The 16,937-nt window shown below is 67.6% G+C and carries 19 protein-coding genes and 1 pseudogene; 13 read left to right on the top strand and 7 right to left on the bottom strand.

Translation table 11 applies throughout. The annotated features are described in order from the left end of the window. Positions 1-7: 7 nt before the first annotated feature. The 3 genes from AAHM44_RS05405 to AAHM44_RS05415 form a co-directional block, all read right to left on the bottom strand. Positions 8-982, bottom strand: a complete 975-nt coding sequence (locus AAHM44_RS05405; protein ID WP_269572618.1) for a quinone oxidoreductase family protein — start codon at positions 980-982, stop codon at positions 8-10. Positions 983-994: 12 nt separating this feature from the next. After that, the gene (locus AAHM44_RS05410) at positions 995-2,767 is read right to left on the bottom strand and encodes an SLC13 family permease (RefSeq protein WP_269572619.1); all 1,773 of its coding nucleotides are present in this window, start codon (positions 2,765-2,767) and stop codon (positions 995-997) included. Between the two features lie 176 nt (positions 2,768-2,943). Further along, positions 2,944-3,156, bottom strand: a complete 213-nt coding sequence (locus AAHM44_RS05415; RefSeq protein WP_269572620.1) for a hypothetical protein — start codon at positions 3,154-3,156, stop codon at positions 2,944-2,946. A gap of 159 nt (positions 3,157-3,315) precedes the next feature. On the opposite strand from AAHM44_RS05415, the gene AAHM44_RS05420 reads away from it, so the two are divergent. Then, positions 3,316-3,501: a hypothetical protein gene (locus tag AAHM44_RS05420; RefSeq protein ID WP_269572621.1), complete on the top strand. Its 186-nt coding sequence runs from the start codon at positions 3,316-3,318 to the stop codon at positions 3,499-3,501. Between the two features lie 59 nt (positions 3,502-3,560). Here AAHM44_RS05420 and AAHM44_RS05425 read toward each other — a convergent pair whose 3' ends face one another. Then, positions 3,561-4,181: a S24 family peptidase gene (locus AAHM44_RS05425; protein ID WP_342249296.1), complete on the bottom strand. Its 621-nt coding sequence runs from the start codon at positions 4,179-4,181 to the stop codon at positions 3,561-3,563. A gap of 94 nt (positions 4,182-4,275) precedes the next feature. Between AAHM44_RS05425 and AAHM44_RS05430 the strand changes: the two genes are divergently transcribed. Further along, on the top strand, positions 4,276-4,476 hold the full coding sequence (locus AAHM44_RS05430) for a hypothetical protein (protein WP_269572622.1): 201 nt from the start codon (positions 4,276-4,278) through the stop codon (positions 4,474-4,476). Next, positions 4,473-4,790 carry a hypothetical protein gene (locus tag AAHM44_RS05435; protein WP_342249297.1) on the top strand — a complete coding sequence of 106 codons (318 nt, stop codon included), beginning with the start codon at positions 4,473-4,475 and terminating at the stop codon, positions 4,788-4,790. Before AAHM44_RS05430 ends, AAHM44_RS05435 begins: the two co-directional genes overlap by 4 nt. Before the next feature lie 127 nt (positions 4,791-4,917). On the opposite strand, the gene AAHM44_RS05440 is transcribed toward AAHM44_RS05435, so the two are convergent. Further along, a complete protein-coding gene (locus AAHM44_RS05440) occupies positions 4,918-5,964 on the bottom strand; it encodes a hypothetical protein (protein WP_342249337.1) in 1,047 nt (348 codons plus the stop codon). Beyond that, positions 5,934-7,178, bottom strand: a pseudogene (locus AAHM44_RS05445) (TIGR04063 family PEP-CTERM/XrtA system glycosyltransferase). Before AAHM44_RS05445 ends, AAHM44_RS05440 begins: the two are co-directional and overlap by 31 nt. Before the next feature lie 87 nt (positions 7,179-7,265). On the opposite strand from AAHM44_RS05445, the gene AAHM44_RS05450 reads away from it, so the two are divergent. From AAHM44_RS05450 to AAHM44_RS05460, 3 genes are read left to right on the top strand one after another with little or no spacing between them, the layout of a single operon-like run. Beyond that, positions 7,266-7,418, top strand: coding sequence for a hypothetical protein (locus tag AAHM44_RS05450; protein ID WP_184168923.1), 153 nt, complete (start codon positions 7,266-7,268; stop codon positions 7,416-7,418). After that, the gene (locus AAHM44_RS05455) at positions 7,411-8,763 is read left to right on the top strand and encodes a putative O-glycosylation ligase, exosortase A system-associated (protein WP_342249298.1); all 1,353 of its coding nucleotides are present in this window, start codon (positions 7,411-7,413) and stop codon (positions 8,761-8,763) included. Before AAHM44_RS05450 ends, AAHM44_RS05455 begins: the two co-directional genes overlap by 8 nt. Then, positions 8,760-9,848: an acyltransferase family protein gene (locus AAHM44_RS05460; protein ID WP_342249299.1), complete on the top strand. Its 1,089-nt coding sequence runs from the start codon at positions 8,760-8,762 to the stop codon at positions 9,846-9,848. Before AAHM44_RS05455 ends, AAHM44_RS05460 begins: the two co-directional genes overlap by 4 nt. Here AAHM44_RS05460 and AAHM44_RS05465 read toward each other — a convergent pair. After that, positions 9,799-10,350 (bottom strand): type 1 glutamine amidotransferase domain-containing protein, encoded by a 552-nt coding sequence (locus AAHM44_RS05465; protein ID WP_184168926.1) that lies wholly within the window; start codon positions 10,348-10,350, stop codon positions 9,799-9,801. The two genes, AAHM44_RS05460 and AAHM44_RS05465, sit on opposite strands and share 50 nt — an antisense overlap. A gap of 102 nt (positions 10,351-10,452) precedes the next feature. Between AAHM44_RS05465 and AAHM44_RS05470 the strand changes: the two genes are divergently transcribed. The 7 genes from AAHM44_RS05470 to AAHM44_RS05500 all read left to right on the top strand — a co-directional run bounded on the left by AAHM44_RS05470 (position 10,453) and on the right by AAHM44_RS05500 (position 16,919). Beyond that, a complete protein-coding gene (locus AAHM44_RS05470) occupies positions 10,453-11,481 on the top strand; it encodes a DNA topoisomerase IB (RefSeq protein ID WP_342249300.1) in 1,029 nt (342 codons plus the stop codon). After that, positions 11,478-12,638: a mechanosensitive ion channel family protein gene (locus AAHM44_RS05475; protein ID WP_342249301.1), complete on the top strand. Its 1,161-nt coding sequence runs from the start codon at positions 11,478-11,480 to the stop codon at positions 12,636-12,638. Before AAHM44_RS05470 ends, AAHM44_RS05475 begins: the two co-directional genes overlap by 4 nt. Before the next feature lie 203 nt (positions 12,639-12,841). Continuing rightward, entirely contained in the window at positions 12,842-13,273 is a 432-nt protein-coding gene (locus AAHM44_RS05480; protein ID WP_184169284.1) for a MaoC family dehydratase, read from the top strand. Between the two features lie 21 nt (positions 13,274-13,294). Further along, a complete protein-coding gene (locus tag AAHM44_RS05485; protein ID WP_184168929.1) occupies positions 13,295-14,473 on the top strand; it encodes an acetyl-CoA C-acyltransferase in 1,179 nt (392 codons plus the stop codon). A gap of 555 nt (positions 14,474-15,028) precedes the next feature. Beyond that, positions 15,029-15,979, top strand: a complete 951-nt coding sequence (locus AAHM44_RS05490; protein ID WP_269572630.1) for a glucokinase — start codon at positions 15,029-15,031, stop codon at positions 15,977-15,979. Positions 15,980-16,026: 47 nt separating this feature from the next. After that, positions 16,027-16,506: a pyridoxamine 5'-phosphate oxidase family protein gene (locus AAHM44_RS05495; protein WP_342249302.1), complete on the top strand. Its 480-nt coding sequence runs from the start codon at positions 16,027-16,029 to the stop codon at positions 16,504-16,506. A gap of 38 nt (positions 16,507-16,544) precedes the next feature. Beyond that, positions 16,545-16,919 carry a YkvA family protein gene (locus AAHM44_RS05500; RefSeq protein WP_269572632.1) on the top strand — a complete coding sequence of 125 codons (375 nt, stop codon included), beginning with the start codon at positions 16,545-16,547 and terminating at the stop codon, positions 16,917-16,919. Positions 16,920-16,937: the final 18 nt, after the last annotated feature.

Genomic DNA, 16,937 nt, shown 5'->3' on the forward strand with positions numbered 1-16,937 from the left:
GGAAGCACTACGGCACCAGCACCGTCGATCCGGTCGTCTTGCCCGCTTCCAGCGCGCGGTGGGCATCTGCGGCATCCTCCAGCGCGAACCGCTGGCCGATGTCCGCGCGCACCGCGCCGCTCCGCAGCATCTGGAACAGCCGCGCGCTGCCCAGCGCCCGCTCCTCGGGCGTCACATAATAATCGAACATCGTCGGCCGGGTGACATAGAGTGATCCGGCGCGCGCCAGCGATCCCAGCGCCACACCCTCCACCGGGCCGCTGGCATTGCCGAAGCTCACCACCAGCCCGCGCCGCCGCACGCTGGCGAGCGAGCCTTCCCAGGTCGCCTTGCCGACGCCGTCGAGCACCACTTCCACGCCCGCGCCGCCGGTGATACCGCGCACCCATTCGGCCACGCCGTCGCCGCGCGAGACCAGCACATGGTCCGCGCCCGCCGCCTCGGCCAGCGCCACCTTCTCCTGCGAACCCACCGTCGCCAGCACGGTCGCGCCGATCGCCTTAAGCCAGCGCACCGCGATCTGGCCGACGCCGCCGGCCGCGGCATGGACCAGCACATGCCAGCCCGGCTCCACCCGGGCGCAGCGCTCGACCAGGAACTCCACCGTGCCGCCCTTGAGCAAAGCCGCCGCCGCGGTCTCGTCGCTGATGTCGTCGGGCAGCGCGAACAGGTTCGCCGCCGGCAGGTTGCGCGCCGTCGAATAGGCGCCGAGCCCGGGCCCGAAGGTCGCCACGCGATCCCCGACGGAGAAATCGGTCACGCCCTCGCCCACCGCCTCGATCACGCCCGCCGCCTCGCCGCCCAGCCCGCTCGGCAGCGGCACCGGGTAGAGGCCCGAGCGGAAATAGGTGTCGATGAAGTTCAGCCCCACCGCGGTGTTGCGCATCCGCACTTCGCCCGGCGCGGGGGGCGCCAGTTCGACATCCACCCACTGGATGACCTCGGGCCCGCCGGTCCGTTCGATCCGTGCCATCCGTTCCATCACGCGACTCCTTTAATGTACCGGCCACACCCATAGGATCAGCGGCGTGCCGACCACCAGCACGATCACCGAGAGCGGCGCCCCCAGCCGCGCATAATCGCCGAACCGGTATCCGCCCGGACCCATCACCAGCGTGTTGCACTGGTGGCCGATCGGGGTGAGGAAATCGCAGCCCGCGCCCACCGCCGTCGCCATCAGGAACGCTTCGGGCCGGTAGCCGAGCTCGCTGGCGAAGGTCGCGGCGATCGGCGCCATCACCAGCACGGTCGCCGCATTGTTGAGGAACGGCGTCACCGCCATCGCCGCCGCCAGGATCAGCGCCACCGCGCCCCAGGGCGGCAGCGTCGCGGCGAACTGCCCCAGCCAGTCGCCGATGATCTGGCTGGCGCCGGTTGTCCGCAGCGAATCCGATACCGGGATCAGCGCGCCGAGCATCACCAGGATCGGCCACTCGATATGGTCATAGGCCTCGCGCACCGGCAGCGCGCCGCTCAGGATCGTCAGCCCCGCCGCCGCGAAGAACGCCACCGCCACCGGCACATAGCCCAAAGCCGTCGCCAGCATCGCCGCGCCCAGGATCGCGATCGGCAGCAGCCCCTTGCGCGCGCTGCCCAGCCGCAGGGTGCGCTGTGCCAGCGGCAGGCAGCCCAGCTCGCCCAGCCGCTCGAACAGCAGGTCGAGCGGCCCCTGCAGCACGATCACATCGCCCGGCTCGAGCATCACGTCGCCCAGCCGCCGCGCCAGCCGGTCACCGCGGCGCGACACCGCGATCAGGTTCACCCCGAAGCGCTCGTGCAGCCCCAGCCGTCCGGCGGTCCGCCCGATCAGCGGGCTCTCGGTACCGATAACCGCCTCGATCACCCCGACTTCGCTGCTCGCCCCGTCGGGTGCCTCGCGATGCGCCCCTTCCAGTTCCAACCGGTCGCTGGCGATCACCCGCTCCAGGCTGTCGGGCGATCCGGCGAGGATCAGCACGTCCTCGGGCTTGAGCACCGCGTCCGGAAACGGCGTCGAGCGGATGCCCGCGCGCAGGATCGCGGTGACCATCACCTCGCCGTCGTGCCGCTCGCGGAACGCCGCCACGGTCTCGTCCACCGCCGGCGATCCGGCGGGGATCTCCGCCTCGGTCACATAGTCCTGGATGTCGATCGCCTCGCCCAGGGTCGGCGCCGCCCGGCGGTCGCGCGGCAGCAGCCGGTAGCCGAAGCGCAGGAACACCAGCCCGACCACGGTCAGCCCCAACCCCACCGGGGCATAGTCGAACATGCCGAAGGGCTGGCCGGTCATCTCCTCGCGCACCCGGCTGACGATGATGTTGGGCGAGGTGCCGATCAGCGTGATCAGCCCGCCGAGCAGCGAAGCGAAGCTCATCGGCATCAGATAGGCCGCCGGCGACACCCCGGCCTTCTTGCTCATCTGCAGCGCCACCGGGATCATCATCGCCAGCGCGCCGATATTCTTGACCAGTGCCGAGGCGAAGCCAACCGAGGCGCTGAGCAGCAGCAGTTGCGAACGGACATGGGTGACCCGCTTCTGCAGCACCAGCATCGCCCGCTCGATCACCCCGGAGCGCTGCACCGCGCCCGACAGCACCAGCGCGCTCGCCACGATGATCACGATGTCGTCGGAAAAGCCGGTAAATGCCTGTTTCGGGCTGACGATGCCCAGCGCCAGCGCCGCGAGCAGCGCGATCACCGCAACCATGTCGTAGCGGAATTTTCCCCAGATGAAGAGCAGCATCATGCCGGCGAGCACGCCGACGGAGAGCAATTGGGGCGTGTTCATCGCATGGGAGAACGCCACGCGATGGTTTCGGGTCCGTGCCTTCTTCTCCCCTCCCTGAAAGGGAGGGGTCGGGGGTGGGTGGATGTACGCACTACGAAGCCGGCAAGGCTCACCCAGGCGGTATCGCCAGGACCCTACCCACCCCTAGCCCCTCCCTTTCAGGGAGGGGAAGGAAATCAGTGCACCGTCCCCACGGCCCTGCCCACCGACATCAGCACGATCAGCCGCTCGATCTGGCGCCAGCGACAGAAGTGGATGTGGTTGCCAAGGTCGCGGCTGCGATCGGCACGCGCGGCTGCCTCGCTGCCGGCACGCTCGCCGAAGCAGGCAATGAGTTCATTGGCGTCGGCGATTTCGCGGCGATCACCGAGATAGGGCATCATATCCATGCGCGCGAGAGACTCACGACGCGTGCCAACTTCCTGCGATTCAACAGTTTCCGCGCCACACGAGAGTCAATTCGCGGTAACCATCCCGGAATCGCCGTGCCGCGTGCCCCGGCATGGCACAGGTAGCGTCCCGGCCCGGGACGTGGCAGACAGGACCGCATGACCAAGACCCCTTCCAAGACGCCGATGGCCGGCGGCTTCCTGCTCGCGCTCAGCCTGCTCGTCGGCGTGTTCGCCGGCATCGCTAAGGGCGAGGCCTCGTTCGGCTTCGTGATCGGGCTCGGCGTAGGGCTGGCGCTGCTGATCGCGATATGGGTCGTCGATCGCGTGCGCGTGGGGCGGTAAGGTCAGCTGCTTTCCTTTTCCCGGCGAAGGCCGGGGAAAGCATATCAAGGCGCCGCCGCCTAAACCGCCCGCCCCAGCCAGGCGACCCGCCCCACAATCTCCACCGCCCGCGCCGGCACCACCCGGTCGCCCCAATCCGGATTGTCCGAGATCACCTCGATCCCGCCGACGCTCACCCGCAGCCGCTTGACCATCAGTTCGCCGTCGAGCCGGATCACGAACACCCCGCCGCGCCCTTCCACCCGCCGCCGATCGCGGTCGACCAGGATGCGGTCGCCGTCCGCCAGCGTCGGCGCCATCGAATCGCCCTTCACCCGGATCACCGAAGCCGCTTCGGCTCGCACGCCCAGTTCGCGCAGCAGCGCCGGGCTGAACTGGTCCGGCCGCCGCCGCGCCTCGCCGTCGACCAGCCCGCCGGGCCCGGCCGAGGCGCCGACATCAAGCCGCGCCACCTCGACCATTCCCTCCGGCTCCGGCCCTCCCAGCCGCGCCTCGGGCACCCCGAAATAGCGCGCCAGCAGCGATCGGTCCGCCTCGGCCAGCAGCCGCGGTGTGCCGCGCACCAGATATTGCTGGAGATAGGCCAGGTTGCGCCCAAGCAGCCGCGAGAGCTCGGAGAGGTTCGCCCCCTGCTCCGCGATCAGCGCCTCCAGCGCGGCTCGTTGCGCATCCGGATCCATAGTGGCGCAATACATCTAGGATTTTTCCTAGACAAGTAGGAAATAGAGAACAAATTAGGAACGATCTTGAGCGAATCGGATGGGAGACCAGTGCATGTCGGTGCATCGCAAGATCGAGAAATTCCTCCGGGCGACGGACATGCCGCCCACCAAATTCGGCCGGCTTTCGGTGCGCGATCCGCGGCTGGTCCACGACCTGCGTCGCGGCCGCGAGCTCGGCCCGCGGATCAGCGCGCGGATCGAGGCGTTCCTCGCCGCGCAGCAGGCCCAGCGCCAGCAGGGGCTCCGTCCATGAGCCGCGGCCCCGATGCGGAAACGCTGCTCCGCCGCGCGCTGGAGGCGCAGGCGGAAGCTGCGGGCTGCCCGGTGTCCCTGGTCGAATCGGACTGGAACCGCTGGGCCAGCGCCACCTTCACCGGCGCGCGCCACTTGCTCAAGCTGGCCGCCCCGCCCTCGCCTGCGCTCGACGCCTGGATCGCGCGCCTGCCCGAGGCGGAACTGCGCCTGCGCGGGCATCTGGTCGCCGATCTCGCGGTCGAGCATGTCCGCCGCGCGGCGGATCGGGTGACGGTGTCGCTCGAGGTGCTGACGGTGGAGGAAGGGCGGTAGGTTCGCCCCTTCGCCCTCTCCCGTCATTCCCGCGCAGGCGGGGATCCATTGCCGCTGCGGGTGCGGCTCTTTTCCGACTTTCAGGAAGAATGGATTCCCGCTTTCGCGGGAATGACGGCCTGGGAAATCAGGCCGTCCGCCGCGCCAGGTTGCGCAGGGTGACCAGCGCCTCTTCCAGCCCGCGCTCCTGCTGCTTCGCTTCCGCGCGCGAGGTCGGCGCGATCCGCTTGTCGGCAACGCCGCGCTCGAGCCGCTCGAGCAGGGCATGGACCGAGGCATCGGTCTCCGGCCGGACGATCCGCTCACGCGGCGGCATGGCCACCGGCTCGGGCGCCTCGGGCAGCGGCGGCGGCACGTGCGCGCGCACCGGCGGGGTCAGCTCGAAGATCTCGAACCGCTCGCTGGCATCGAATACCGAGGGGCGCGGCGTGCGGCGTAGCGGCGCCAGCGGCACCGGCGCGGGCTTGGGCACGGCCGGGATCGCCTGCGGATCGAAGGCCGAGAGCGGCTGGTCGAAATCGATCGGCATGTCCTGCTCGACCAGCGGCTGCGGCGCGGATGCGGCGATGGGCTCGGGAGCCGGTTCAGGGGCCGACGTAGTGTGCAGTTCGTAAACTTCCGCGGCCTGGGCCACCGGCTCCGGCGCCACGGCAGGCACCACGGTCGGCGTCGGCGCGCTGATCGGGCGCGGCGGGAAGATCACGTCGAAATCGACATGCTCGTCCTCGGGCTCGGCAGGCCCGGCGGGTGCGCCGGCGCGGATCTCGAGGAACGGCTTGCCCAGGTCGCGGGTCGCGAGCAGCGGCGGGCGCGGCGGCGCATCGGGATGCGCATCGGCCCGGCGCAGCACCGGGACCGGTACTTCGGCCGAGTCGACCGGCTCGGCCTCGCCGCCGATGGTCAGCCCGCGCGAGCCGAGCAGGATGAAGGCGGAAAGCCACATGAAGGCGCCGACGAACGCGCCCGCACCCAGCGCCACCGCCAGCCGGGCGGTCAGGCCCAGCGGCGGCTCGGCCGCGGCAAGAATCGAGGGGAGACCGGAGTCCATCACCAGCGCCTCGAGCGCGGGCACGGGGATCATCGCCACGCCGAGCGCAGCGAGTCCACCCGCGACCGCGGCGATCAAGGGCGCCAGCGGCAGGTTCATGCGCTCACCACGGACGTGTGCGACCACGAGTCTTCCATGGCCCCGATCTTGGCGAGTCTTTGGTAAACGGAGTCATAACGCCCGACATTGATCGCCCAGCTCCGTTCGGTCTCGACAAAGGCCCGGCCCCGTTCGCGTCGTGAATCCCACCCCTCACGCGCGCCGAACAGTTTTGCGACCGAGTCGGCAAGTGCCGCGGGATCGTCGGGCTTGAACAAGGTCCCGGTATCGCCGTCCCGAATCAGCTCCCGGTGCCCGCCCACATCGGAAGCAGCAACCAGCCGGCGCTGCGCCATGGCCTCCAGGGGCTTGAGCGGCGTCACCAGGTCGGTGAGGCGCATATGCTTGCGCGGATACACCAGCACGTCGATCACGCTGTAATAGCGCTCGACCTGCTGGTGCGGCACCCGGCCGACGAAATGGATACGGTCCGCCACCGGCGATGCCGCCGCCTGCGCCATCAGCGCCGCGTCGCACGGCCCGCCGCCGACAAGCACCAGGTGCATCTTCGGCCGCAGTGCCACCAGCGCGGGCATCGCCTCGATCAGGCCGTCCAGCCCCTCATAATCATAGAAGCTGCCGATAAAGCCGATCGTCTCGGCGCCCTCGATCCCCAGCTCCTTCGCAAGCGCCGTGTCATGGGGCAAAGGCTCGCCGAACAGGCCCAGGTCGACGCCATTGGGCGAGATCATGATCTTGCCCGCATCGATCCCGCCGCGCGACAGCAGATCGTTCTTCAGCCCTTCGCAGATCACCGCGACCGCATTGGCCTTGCGCACCGCCCGCGTCTCGAGCCAGCGCGTCGCCCGGTATTTCCAGCTGCCCTCGGTGCCGGTGCCATTGCCTACGGCGGCATCTTCCCAGAAGGCGCGGATCTCGTAGATCAGCGGCAGGCCGAGCCGGTTCGCCACCCGCTGCGCCGCCATTGCGCCCAGCACCGGCTAATGGGCATGGAGCACGTCCGGCTGCCACTGCCGCGCCACCGCCTCGATCCGCTTCGCAAAGGCAGAGACCTCGCGCAGCTCGCCGATCACCGGCGGCCCGGAATTGACCCGCGGCGTCCGGTAGAAGCGGATACCGTCGATCGTCTCCTCATCGGTGTCGAACTTGCCGTGGCGCGGGCTCGTCACCGCGGCGACTTCCCAGCCGCGCGCCATCTGCGCCTTCAGGATCGCCCGCGTGCGGAACGTGTAGCCGCTGTGCAGCGGCAGGCCGTGATCGAGGATGTGGAGAATCCGCATGCCCGCTCCCTTGCCACAGGAGCACTTAACGCCGCGTCAACCGCATCGCGCTACACCGGCCCGGTAAGCAGGAGCGGCAACGGGCCCATGATCGACAATCTATCGCTCGCGATCTCGCACGGGCTGATGCTGCTCGCGGCCTTCCTGCTGCTGCGCCGGCCCGATCTCGATCACGAGCCCGGCCCCTCCGACGAAGCCTCCAAGGTCAAGCCCAGCCGATGGGGCAAGCCCGGTGCGTGATCTCGTCTTCGTCGCCTTCCTGCTGGCCTTTTTCGGGATGGGCTTCCGCAAGCCGTTCATCTTCGTGCTGGTCTACGCCTATATCGATATCGTCTCGCCGCAGCGGCTGACCTATCTCCTGCTCAACTCGATCCCGATCTCGCTGATCGCGGTGGGGCTGTCGGTGCTCGGCTGGCTGGCGATGGACGACAAGAAGGACGTCCGCGTCGCGCCGCGCCAGCTGCTGATCGTCATCCTGCTCGCCTATTGCTTCTACACGACGAAAAATGCCGACTTCAAAGTCGAGGCGCTCGATAAATGGGACTGGGTTTGGAAGGCGCTCGCCTTCGCCGCCTTCCTGCCGCTCACCTTGCGGACCAAGCTGCGCATCGAGAGCCTGCTCCTGTTCATGGTCCTCTCCGCCTCGTCGATCATCATCGTCGGCGGCATCAAGACGCTCGGCTCGGGCGGCGGCTATGGCGAGCTGAACCTGATGGTCGCCAACAATTCGGGCCTGTACGAGGGCTCGACCATCTCGACCGTGGCGATCGCGATCATCCCGCTGATCGTCTGGTTCATGCGCTTCGGCACGATCTTCAAGCCCGACTGGAAGGTGAAGAGCTTCTGCCTCGCGCTGATCTTCGCCTGCCTGCTGATCCCGGTCGGCACCTCGACGCGCACCGGCCTGCTCTGCATCGGCCTGGTCGCGCTGCTGATGATCCGCGATGCCAAGCGCAAGCTGGTGTACCTCACCGCGCTCGGCTGCCTCGGCCTTGCCGCCATTCCGTTCCTGCCCAGCTCGTTCACCGAGCGGATGGGCACGATCAAGACCTACAAGGCCGATGCTTCCGCTTCCACCCGCCTCGCCGTGTGGCAGTGGACGATGGACTACGCCAAGACCCACCCGATGGGTGGCGGGTTCGAGGCCTATCGCCAGAACAAGATTCGCTACGAGAAGGTGGCGACCGAGAATGACGGCACCGGCCAGACCACGGTCGATCGCAGCCTCGAGGTCGACAGCGCCCGCGCCTATCACAGCGCCTATTTCGAGATGCTCGGCGAGCAGGGCTATCCCGGCCTCGCCATCTGGCTGCTCATCAACATCCTCGGCATCTTCCGCATGGAAGTGCTGCGCCAGCGCTACAAGAAGCCCGAGCCCGGCCAGGAATGGGTCGCCCCACTGGCTTCGGCACTCCAGACCGCGCATATCGTCTACATGCTCGGCGCCACCTTCATCGCGATCGCCTTCCAGCCCTTTGTCTACATGCTGATCGGCGCCCAGATCGGCCTCGATACCTATATGGCCCGCAAGCGCGAGGAGTCCGCCTGGCGGCCGTTGCGCAAGGCGAGGCCGGCACTGGCATGAAGGGTCCCGAGCTGAAGGCGCTCACCAGCGTCCGCGGTATCGCGGCCTGGATGGTGGTGCTCTTCCACATCCGCACGGCGATGGCCGACCTGCCCTATCCGTTTCCGCCCCTGCTGGGACGAGGCTATCTCGCCGTCGATTTCTTCTTCCTGCTCTCGGGCTTCGTGATCTGGATGACCTGGAACGAGCGTGTCCGCAGCGGCGGACTTGCCTCGGTGCCGGACTTTCTCCAGCGCCGGGTCGCCAGGGTGTGGCCCCTCCACCTGTTCATGCTCGGCTTCGCGGTGGCGGTCGCCCTGGCGCTCCAGCTTACCGGCCGGGGCAGCGACCAGTTCCCCTGGCACGAGCTGCCGCTCCATGTCCTGCTGCTCCAGAACTGGGGCTTCACCGGCCATCTCACCTGGAACGATCCTGCCTGGTCGATCTCCTGCGAGCTCGCCGCCTATCTGCTCTTCCCGTTTCTCGCGCTGGCCGTGGACTGGCGCCGCGTGCCGAGCTGGGGCGTGATCGCCGCCATCGCCGTCCTGCTCGCGCTGCTCCACCTGATCTTCGCCGGCAGCGGCGCCGTCGCACTCGGCCAGCGTATCCCAAGCCTTGGCCTGATCCGTTGCGTGCTGGAGTTCGCTTGCGGTACGGCCGTCGCCGCGCTCTGGCTGCGCTGGCGCGGGCAATGGCGCCTGCCCGCGCTCGGTAGCTTCGCCCTCGCTTTTGCCTTTGCCGGCGGATGGGCGCTAGGCCTGCCCGAGGCCTTTATGGCACCTGCCACCTTCGCGGCGCTGCTGCTCGCCCTCGCACTCACCGCGGCGAAACCCGGCAACCCGCTCGAGATCGCCCCGCTCCATTATCTCGGCGAGATCAGCTACGCGACCTACCTCTCCCACTATCTCCTGTGGTTCGCCTTCAAGCTGGCGTTCGTGCAGGACGAACACGCCGTGCCATGGTCGCTGGTCGGCGGCTTCCTGCTGCTCGTCCTGCTCGCCTCGATCGCGCTCTATCACCTGGTCGAGCGGCCGGCCCAGCGCTGGGTGAACGGCATCAGACTGCGAACGGTACCTTCTCCAGCGCAGCAATCACCGCACGGTTGAAGGCCGGGATATCGTCCGGCTTGCGGCTGGTGATCAGGTTCTCATCGACCACCACTTCCTGATCGATCACCTCGGCCCCGGCATTTTCCAGGTCGGTGCGGATCGAGGGCCAGCTGGTCACCTCCCGCCCCTCGACCACATCCGCCTCGACCAGCAGCCACGGTCCGTGGCAGATCGCGGCGACGATCTTCTCGTCGTCCATGAATTCGCCGACGATCTCCACCGCCCGCTCGCTCATCCTGAGCTTGTCGGGATTGGCCACTCCGCCGGGGAGCACCAGCGCATCGTAATTCTCGGTATCGACCTCGTCGACGGTGGTATCCGGCGTGATGCTCTGGCCCTTCTCACCGCCCTTCTCGCCGGTGATCGGATCGGTATCGAGCGCCGCCAGCGTCACCTGCGCGCCGGCATCGATCAGCGCCTGGCGGGGCAGCATCAGCTCGTCCTGCTCGAAGCCGTTGGTGGCCATCATCAGCACGCGAACATGAGAGAGATCGGTCATGGCAGGGCTCCTCGGTTGCTCCCGCTGAACCGGCCGCTCGCCGCCGGGTTCCGGAACGAAGCGACAAGCCGCGCATTGACCGGGGCATTGCGAGGAGGCCCCATGCCCGACGGGTTACCCAGTACCGATATCGTTTATGTCGATGACCAGCAGCCCGGCATCACCCGCCGCAAGGTGCGGCACGGCTGGGGCTATTGGGATGCCGCGGGCCAGCGCATCAAGGACCGCGAGGCGATCGACCGCCTGAACGCGATCGGCCTGCCGCCCGCCTATGTAAACGCCTGGTACTGCCCCGATCCGCGCGGCCATATCCAGGCGACCGGCTATGACGATAAGGGCCGCAAGCAATATCGCTACCACCTCGCCTTCCGCGAGGCCCAGGAAGCGGCGAAGTATGACCGCTGCGCCGATTTCGGCGAGCATCTGGCCCGGCTTCGCGCGAAGGTGGAGCACGATCTGAAGCTGCGCGGCCTGTGCAAGGAAAAGGCCGTCGCCGCCGTCGTCCGCCTGCTCGACCTCGGCAGCATCCGCGTCGGCAACGAGCAATATGTCCAGGCCAACAAGAGCTTCGGCGCCACCACGCTGCGCAAGCGCCATGCGGTCGTGAAGGGCCAGACGCTCCGCCTCCAGTTCCGCGCCAAGTCGGGCAAGCTGCGCGTGCTGACGATCACCGACGGGTCACTCAGCCGCTTCGTCAAGCGCTGCCAGGACCTGCCCGGCCAGCACCTGTTCCGCTGGCTCGACGATGCGGGCGAAGCGCATCCGGTCACCTCGACCGACGTCAACGCCTATATCCGCGGGGCGACGCACGAGGACTTCACCGCCAAGCATTTCCGCACCTGGGGCGCCAGCGTCCTCGCCTTCCGTGCGCTTGCGGAAGCGGACGGCCATCTCGGCCTCAAGGCGATGCTCGAGCCGGTGACCGAAGCGCTAGGCAACACCCCCGCCATCGCCCGCAAATCCTATGTCCACCCGGCACTGATCGATCTCGCCAAGGATCGCGAGGCCCAGGCCTGCTGGCGCGCCGATCTCCACTTGCCGCGTGCCACGCGCTGGCTCAATCGTTACGAACGCGGACTGATCGCCCTTCTGGAGGGCATTTCCGCCTGCCAACCCAAGAAAGCTGCATGACGACATCGACCAATCGCAACGCCGCCGGTTTCCCACAGAGCGAGGACCTTCAGATTCAGGCCGAGACCTTCGCCAATGACAGCTGGACCTGGGCGCAATCGCACTGGCTCCAGATCCTGATCGCCGCGGGCGTCGCCATCGCGGTGTTCTTCCTGCTCCATGCGATCAAGGGCTGGGGCGCGCGCCTGTGCAAGAAGGGCGAGGGCGTCGCCAACTGGTATGCGATCATCGGCCGGGCGATCGCCAAGACCGGCAATTTCTTCATCCTGATGGCCTCGATCCGGCTGGTCACCGGCTATGCCAACCCGCCGCAGATGGTCGAGAGCACGGTGGAGTTCCTCTTCACCATCTCGGCCGCCTTCCAGTGCGCGATCTGGCTGCGCGAGCTGATCTTCGGCGCGATCGAGCACAAGACCAGCGCCGACAATTACCACGGCTCGGGCTTGGCCAGCGCCCTCGGCATCATCCGAATCCTGATCACCGTGGTGCTGTTCGCGATCGCCGCGGTGATGGTGCTCGGCAATCTGGGCGTGAACGTCACCGGCCTGATCGCCGGTCTCGGCGTCGGCGGCATCGCCATCGGTCTCGCGGCGCAGGGCATCTTCGCCAATCTCTTCGCCGCGCTGACCATCCTCTTCGACCGCCCCTTCCGCGTCGGCGACAAGATCCGCTTCGATCGCAACAGCGGCACCGTCGTCTCGATCGGCCTGATGAGCACGCGCATCCGCTCGTTCATCGGCGAGGAGCTCGTCTTCTCGAACAAGCAGCTGCTCGACAAGCTGATCGAGAACCTCTCGCTGCGCCACCACACCCGCACCAAGCTGCCGATCGGCGTCGCCTATGAGACCCCGGTCGAGAAGCTCGAGGCGCTCCCGGCAATGTTCAGGGAGATCGTCGAGCAGGCCGGCGGCACCCTGTCGCGCGCCAGCACCGAAGGGTTCGGCGCCAGCTCGATCGACTTCGTGATCGAGTTCGACGTTGCGGGCGACGACGTGCCGCATGCCCAGGCGGTGCGCGACAAGATCATCTTCGCGATCCTGCGCAAGTTCGCGGCGGAGGGCATCTCGATCCCCTACCCGACCCAGACCAGCTACACCGCCGGGCCCGACGGAAAGTTCATCCTGCCCTATCCGGAGCATCCGGAAGGCATCGCCTGACCGACTCGAAAACGCCGTTTTCGAATATCGGGTTTGCCATCGCCCTGCACGCTAACCCCAATCAAGCCACGACGGACGCTACGTCAGTCGTGGCTTTCAAATTTCCGGTCGGGTGAGGCTTGCGGGAGCCCCCACCCCGCCACTAGATGGTGCCGAGAACAGGCGAGAGGACCGCTTCCTTGGCGACGATCACCGTGCAGCAGATGGCCGAAAGCATCGGTACCGAGCGCGTTTCGGACTGGGTGGAAGTCACCCAGACGATGATCGACCAGTTCGCCGAGGCGACCGGCGACCACCAGTTCATCCATGTCGATCCCGTCCGCGCCGCGCAGACTCCGTTCGGCGGCACGATCGCCCACGGCTTCCTGTCGCTCTCGCTGATGCCGATGCTCGCCGCCCGCACCGATACGCCGTCGATCGAGGGCGTGAAGATGGGCGTCAACTATGGCGGCAACAAAGTCCGTTTCATGCAGCCGGTCCGCTCGGGCAAGCGCGTCCGCGGCCGGTTCAAGCTGCTCAAGTTCACCGAGCGCAAGCCCGGCGTCTGGGAGCAGGTCCAGGAATATACCCTCGAGATCGAAGGCGAGGAGAAGCCCGCCCTGATCGCCGAGTGGATCGCGCTCGTCTACGTCTAAGGTCCAAGAGAAGGAAAACCCATGTCTCGCTCCGCAGTCATCGTCTCCACTGCCCGTACCGGCATCGGCCGCGCCTATCGCGGTGCGTTCAATGCCCTGCCGGCGCCGACGCTCGGCGCCCATTCGATCAAGGCCGCGGTCGAGCGCGCCGGCATCGATCCGGCCGAAGTGCAGGACGTCGTGTTCGGCGCCGCGCTCCAGCAGGGCAGCCAGGCCGGCAACATCGCCCGCACCGCCCTGCTCCGCGCCGGCCTGCCGGTCTCGGTCGCCGGCATGTCGGTCGATCGCCAGTGCGCCTCGGGCCTGATGGCGATCGCAACCGCCGCCAAGGAGATCATCGTCGACAATATGGACATCGCCATCGGCGGCGGCGTCGAGTCGATCAGCCTTGTGCAGACGCCGGCCATGCGCCTCGAGCCCGATCGCGAGCTGCTCGCGATGCACGGCGACATCTACATGCCCATGCTGCAGACCGCCGAGGTCGTCGCCGCGCGCTACGGCATCGGTCGCGATCGCTGCGATGCCTATGCGCTCCAGTCGCAGCAGCGCACCGCCGCCGCCCAGGCCGCGGGCAAGTTCGATGACGAGATCGTGCCGGTCACCGCGACGATGAACGTCGTCAACAAGGAGACCAAGGAAGTCTCCCAGAAGGAAGTCACCCTCACCAAGGACGAGGGCAACCGCGCCGATACCACGCTGGAAGGCCTGCAGTCGCTCAACCCGGTGCTGCCGAACGGCACCGTGACCGCCGGCAACGCCTCGCAGCTGTCGGACGGCTCCTCGGCCTCGGTGCTGATGGAAGAGAAGCTCGCCGAGAAGCGCGGCCTGCAGCCGCTGGGCCGCTATGTCGGCATGGCCGTTGCCGGTACCAAGCCGGACGAGATGGGCATCGGCCCGGTCTATGCGATCCCGAAGCTGCTCGAGCGCTACAACCTCAAGATGGACGATATCGGCCTGTGGGAGCTGAACGAGGCTTTCGCGGTGCAGGTGCTCTATTGTCAGGACCAGCTCGGCATCCCGAACGAACTGCTCAACGTGAACGGCGGCGCGATCTCGATCGGTCACCCCTATGGCATGTCGGGCGCCCGCATGACCGGCCACGCGCTGATCGAAGGCAAGCGCCGGGGCGCCAAATATGTCGTCGTCACGATGTGCATCGGCGGCGGCATGGGCGCTGCCGGCTTGTTCGAGGTGCTGTAACTGCACAACATTGAAAATTGACGCCTGCGCTGCTATGGTGGCTTGGCAAGACTCATGGGGCTCGCCCCATTGATATGGGCCTCGGTTGTGCCAGCAACCGGGGCCCAAATCGTTCGGGGTCCGGCTGCCAGGCCAGACCCCTTCCGTCGTGCTTACTTGGAGCGTGCCACTTCCACGACCTTGAGGATCAAGGTCGCGAACGCGAACAACGCGGCAAGGATCAGGCACAAGTCTGCAAGACTCATAATGCCACCTCCATGGATGCGGCAGCGGGATTGCCGCCACCCCGAACCTACCTCCAGAGCAAGGGCGTGCCGCGAGACTGGCCCGGAATGGATGCGTCTGCGCCGACAGAGGAGGTCCGTCTCAGCGCCGCTCGCCCCACTGTAACGCGCGGTGTAACAAACCCGCTTGCGCGGCCGCGCAACTTCGCGCACCTTCCCTGACAACGCTGCCAATCGCGACCCACTTGTTGTTTCAGTAACAAGTGTTAGCGATAACAGCTCTCGGACCACGCAAAGCGCGGCCGGCAAAAGGAGGGGTAAGGGGTACGCCATGAGCGAAGGCTTGGCGTTGGTGGCCGATATCGGCCGCCAATCGGTGCGTTTCGGGCTGACAGGAGGCGATGCGGGGTTCACGCCGCGCGACATCCGTCGCTTTTCCACGAGCGAGCATCCCACTTTCACCAGCGCGCTGGTATCCTATCTGAGCGCCCTCGGGCTGCAGGATGCCCGCCTGCCCAGCGTCCTCGCCGTAGCCGGTGCGGCGCGCGGCGACCTCATCAATCTCACCGGCAGCCGCTGGTACATCTCGCTATCAGGGGTCGAGGCGGTGCTGCGCGCGCCGCCCCGCGCGCTCAATGAATGCGCCGCCAACGCGCTGGCGCTCACCACCCTGCCGGCAAGTGCCTTCACCGCGCTGCACGGTCCGCCGCCCCGCCCCGTTGCGCCCGGCGGCAACTATGTCGTGATCGGCACCGGCACCGGGCTCGGCGTCGCCGCGCTGGTCACCACGGGTGATCGGCTGATCCCGGTGCAGAGCGAGGCTGGCCATATCGCCTTCGCCCCGCAGACCGCGGACGAGCGCAAGTTCGCCGAGTTCTGCCGGCTGCGTGGCCATGCGCTCGATGTCGAGACGCTGATCTCCGCGCCGGGCCTCTGCCTCGCCTATGAGGCGCTGTCGGGCGGCGCCAAGCCCGCCTCGCCCGAGGAAGTCACCCGCAACACCGCCCGCGATGCCGTCGCCGCCGCCGTGGTGCGCATGTTTGTCGAGCATCTCGGCAGCTTCGCCGGCGATCTCGCCCTCGCCTTCGGGGCCTGGGACGGCATCTACCTCACCGGCGCGATCAGCCGCGCGCTGCACCCGCATCTGATGGACCCCGCCTTCCGCCGCCGGATGGAAGGCAAGGCCGCCTTCCGCCGCCAGATCTCCGAAGTGCCGGTGGTGCTGGTCAACCGCAACGACCTCGAGCTGATCGGCGCGGCCGCCGCCTATGGGAACGCCTGAGCCCGGCCGCCCGTTCTCCCCGCACATCACAGCATCGGGAGAGACTCATGGCCGACATCGCCGAACTCAAGCAGCATCTCTGGTCGAAAATGGCATCCAGCCCCTTCGTGATGGCCGGCCTTGTCGACAGCCCGCAGCACCATATCCCGCTCACCGCGCAACTCGATGCCGACCAGGTCGACACGCTGTTCTTCTTCGCGGCGAAGGACAATCGCCTCGCGCCTGGTGGCCGCGCGATGGTGCATTTCGTCGCCAAGGGGCATGACTATTTCGCCTGCCTCGATGGCGATATCCGCATCGACAATGATTTCGCCCAGATCGACAAGCTGTGGAACAAGCATGTCGAGGCCTGGTTTCCCGGCCGCAAGGACGATCCCAACCTTGCCCTGCTCCGCTTCGACATCGACAGCGCCGAGCTGTGGGAAGCCGACATGTCGCTGGGCGGCTTCGCCAGGATGCTGTTCGGCGGCAAGCTGAAGGGCAGCGAGGAAGGCAGCCATGCGGTGGTGGACAGCACCGCGACCTAGCGCTTGACCGACGGCGCCGGGCAAGTCACCCAAGGTGCATGTCCGGCCCGTCGCTCGCCCACCGCATCCGCACCGAAGCACATGCGATCTGGTTCGCGGTGCGCGATCCGCGCACGCCGCTGCTCGCCAAGCTGGTCGGCGTGCTGGTCGCTGCCTATGCGCTGTCGCCGATCGACCTGATCCCGGATTTCATCCCCGTGCTCGGCCTGGTCGATGATGCGATCGTCATCCCGCTCGGCGTCTGGCTGTTCGAACGGCTGATCCCGCCCGCCCTCTTCGCCGAGCACCGCGCCCGCGCCGAGATCGAGACCCAGCGCCCGGTCAGCTGGCCGGGCGTGGCGCTCATCGTCGCGATCTGGGCAGGCGTGGCCTGGCTGGTGTGGAGCGTGGTCGCGACCAGCGAGTATAATTGACCCCGGAATTCCCCTCCC

Source organism: Sphingomonas sp. OTU376 (assembly GCF_038440415.1).
Taxonomy (GTDB): Bacteria; Pseudomonadota; Alphaproteobacteria; order Sphingomonadales; family Sphingomonadaceae; genus Sphingomonas; species Sphingomonas kyeonggiensis_A.

Coding starts and splice junctions, on each gene's coding strand:
- AAHM44_RS05405 (WP_269572618.1), bottom strand. CDS start 982: ATGGAACGGATGGCACGGATCGAACGGACCGGCGGGCCCGAGGTCATC.
- AAHM44_RS05410 (WP_269572619.1), bottom strand. CDS start 2,767: ATGAACACGCCCCAATTGCTCTCCGTCGGCGTGCTCGCCGGCATGATG.
- AAHM44_RS05415 (WP_269572620.1), bottom strand. CDS start 3,156: ATGGATATGATGCCCTATCTCGGTGATCGCCGCGAAATCGCCGACGCC.
- AAHM44_RS05420 (WP_269572621.1), top strand. CDS start 3,316: ATGACCAAGACCCCTTCCAAGACGCCGATGGCCGGCGGCTTCCTGCTC.
- AAHM44_RS05425 (WP_342249296.1), bottom strand. CDS start 4,181: ATGGATCCGGATGCGCAACGAGCCGCGCTGGAGGCGCTGATCGCGGAG.
- AAHM44_RS05430 (WP_269572622.1), top strand. CDS start 4,276: ATGTCGGTGCATCGCAAGATCGAGAAATTCCTCCGGGCGACGGACATG.
- AAHM44_RS05435 (WP_342249297.1), top strand. CDS start 4,473: ATGAGCCGCGGCCCCGATGCGGAAACGCTGCTCCGCCGCGCGCTGGAG.
- AAHM44_RS05450 (WP_184168923.1), top strand. CDS start 7,266: ATGATCGACAATCTATCGCTCGCGATCTCGCACGGGCTGATGCTGCTC.
- AAHM44_RS05460 (WP_342249299.1), top strand. CDS start 8,760: ATGAAGGGTCCCGAGCTGAAGGCGCTCACCAGCGTCCGCGGTATCGCG.
- AAHM44_RS05465 (WP_184168926.1), bottom strand. CDS start 10,350: ATGACCGATCTCTCTCATGTTCGCGTGCTGATGATGGCCACCAACGGC.
- AAHM44_RS05470 (WP_342249300.1), top strand. CDS start 10,453: ATGCCCGACGGGTTACCCAGTACCGATATCGTTTATGTCGATGACCAG.
- AAHM44_RS05475 (WP_342249301.1), top strand. CDS start 11,478: ATGACGACATCGACCAATCGCAACGCCGCCGGTTTCCCACAGAGCGAG.
- AAHM44_RS05480 (WP_184169284.1), top strand. CDS start 12,842: ATGGCCGAAAGCATCGGTACCGAGCGCGTTTCGGACTGGGTGGAAGTC.
- AAHM44_RS05485 (WP_184168929.1), top strand. CDS start 13,295: ATGTCTCGCTCCGCAGTCATCGTCTCCACTGCCCGTACCGGCATCGGC.
- AAHM44_RS05490 (WP_269572630.1), top strand. CDS start 15,029: ATGAGCGAAGGCTTGGCGTTGGTGGCCGATATCGGCCGCCAATCGGTG.
- AAHM44_RS05495 (WP_342249302.1), top strand. CDS start 16,027: ATGGCCGACATCGCCGAACTCAAGCAGCATCTCTGGTCGAAAATGGCA.
- AAHM44_RS05500 (WP_269572632.1), top strand. CDS start 16,545: ATGTCCGGCCCGTCGCTCGCCCACCGCATCCGCACCGAAGCACATGCG.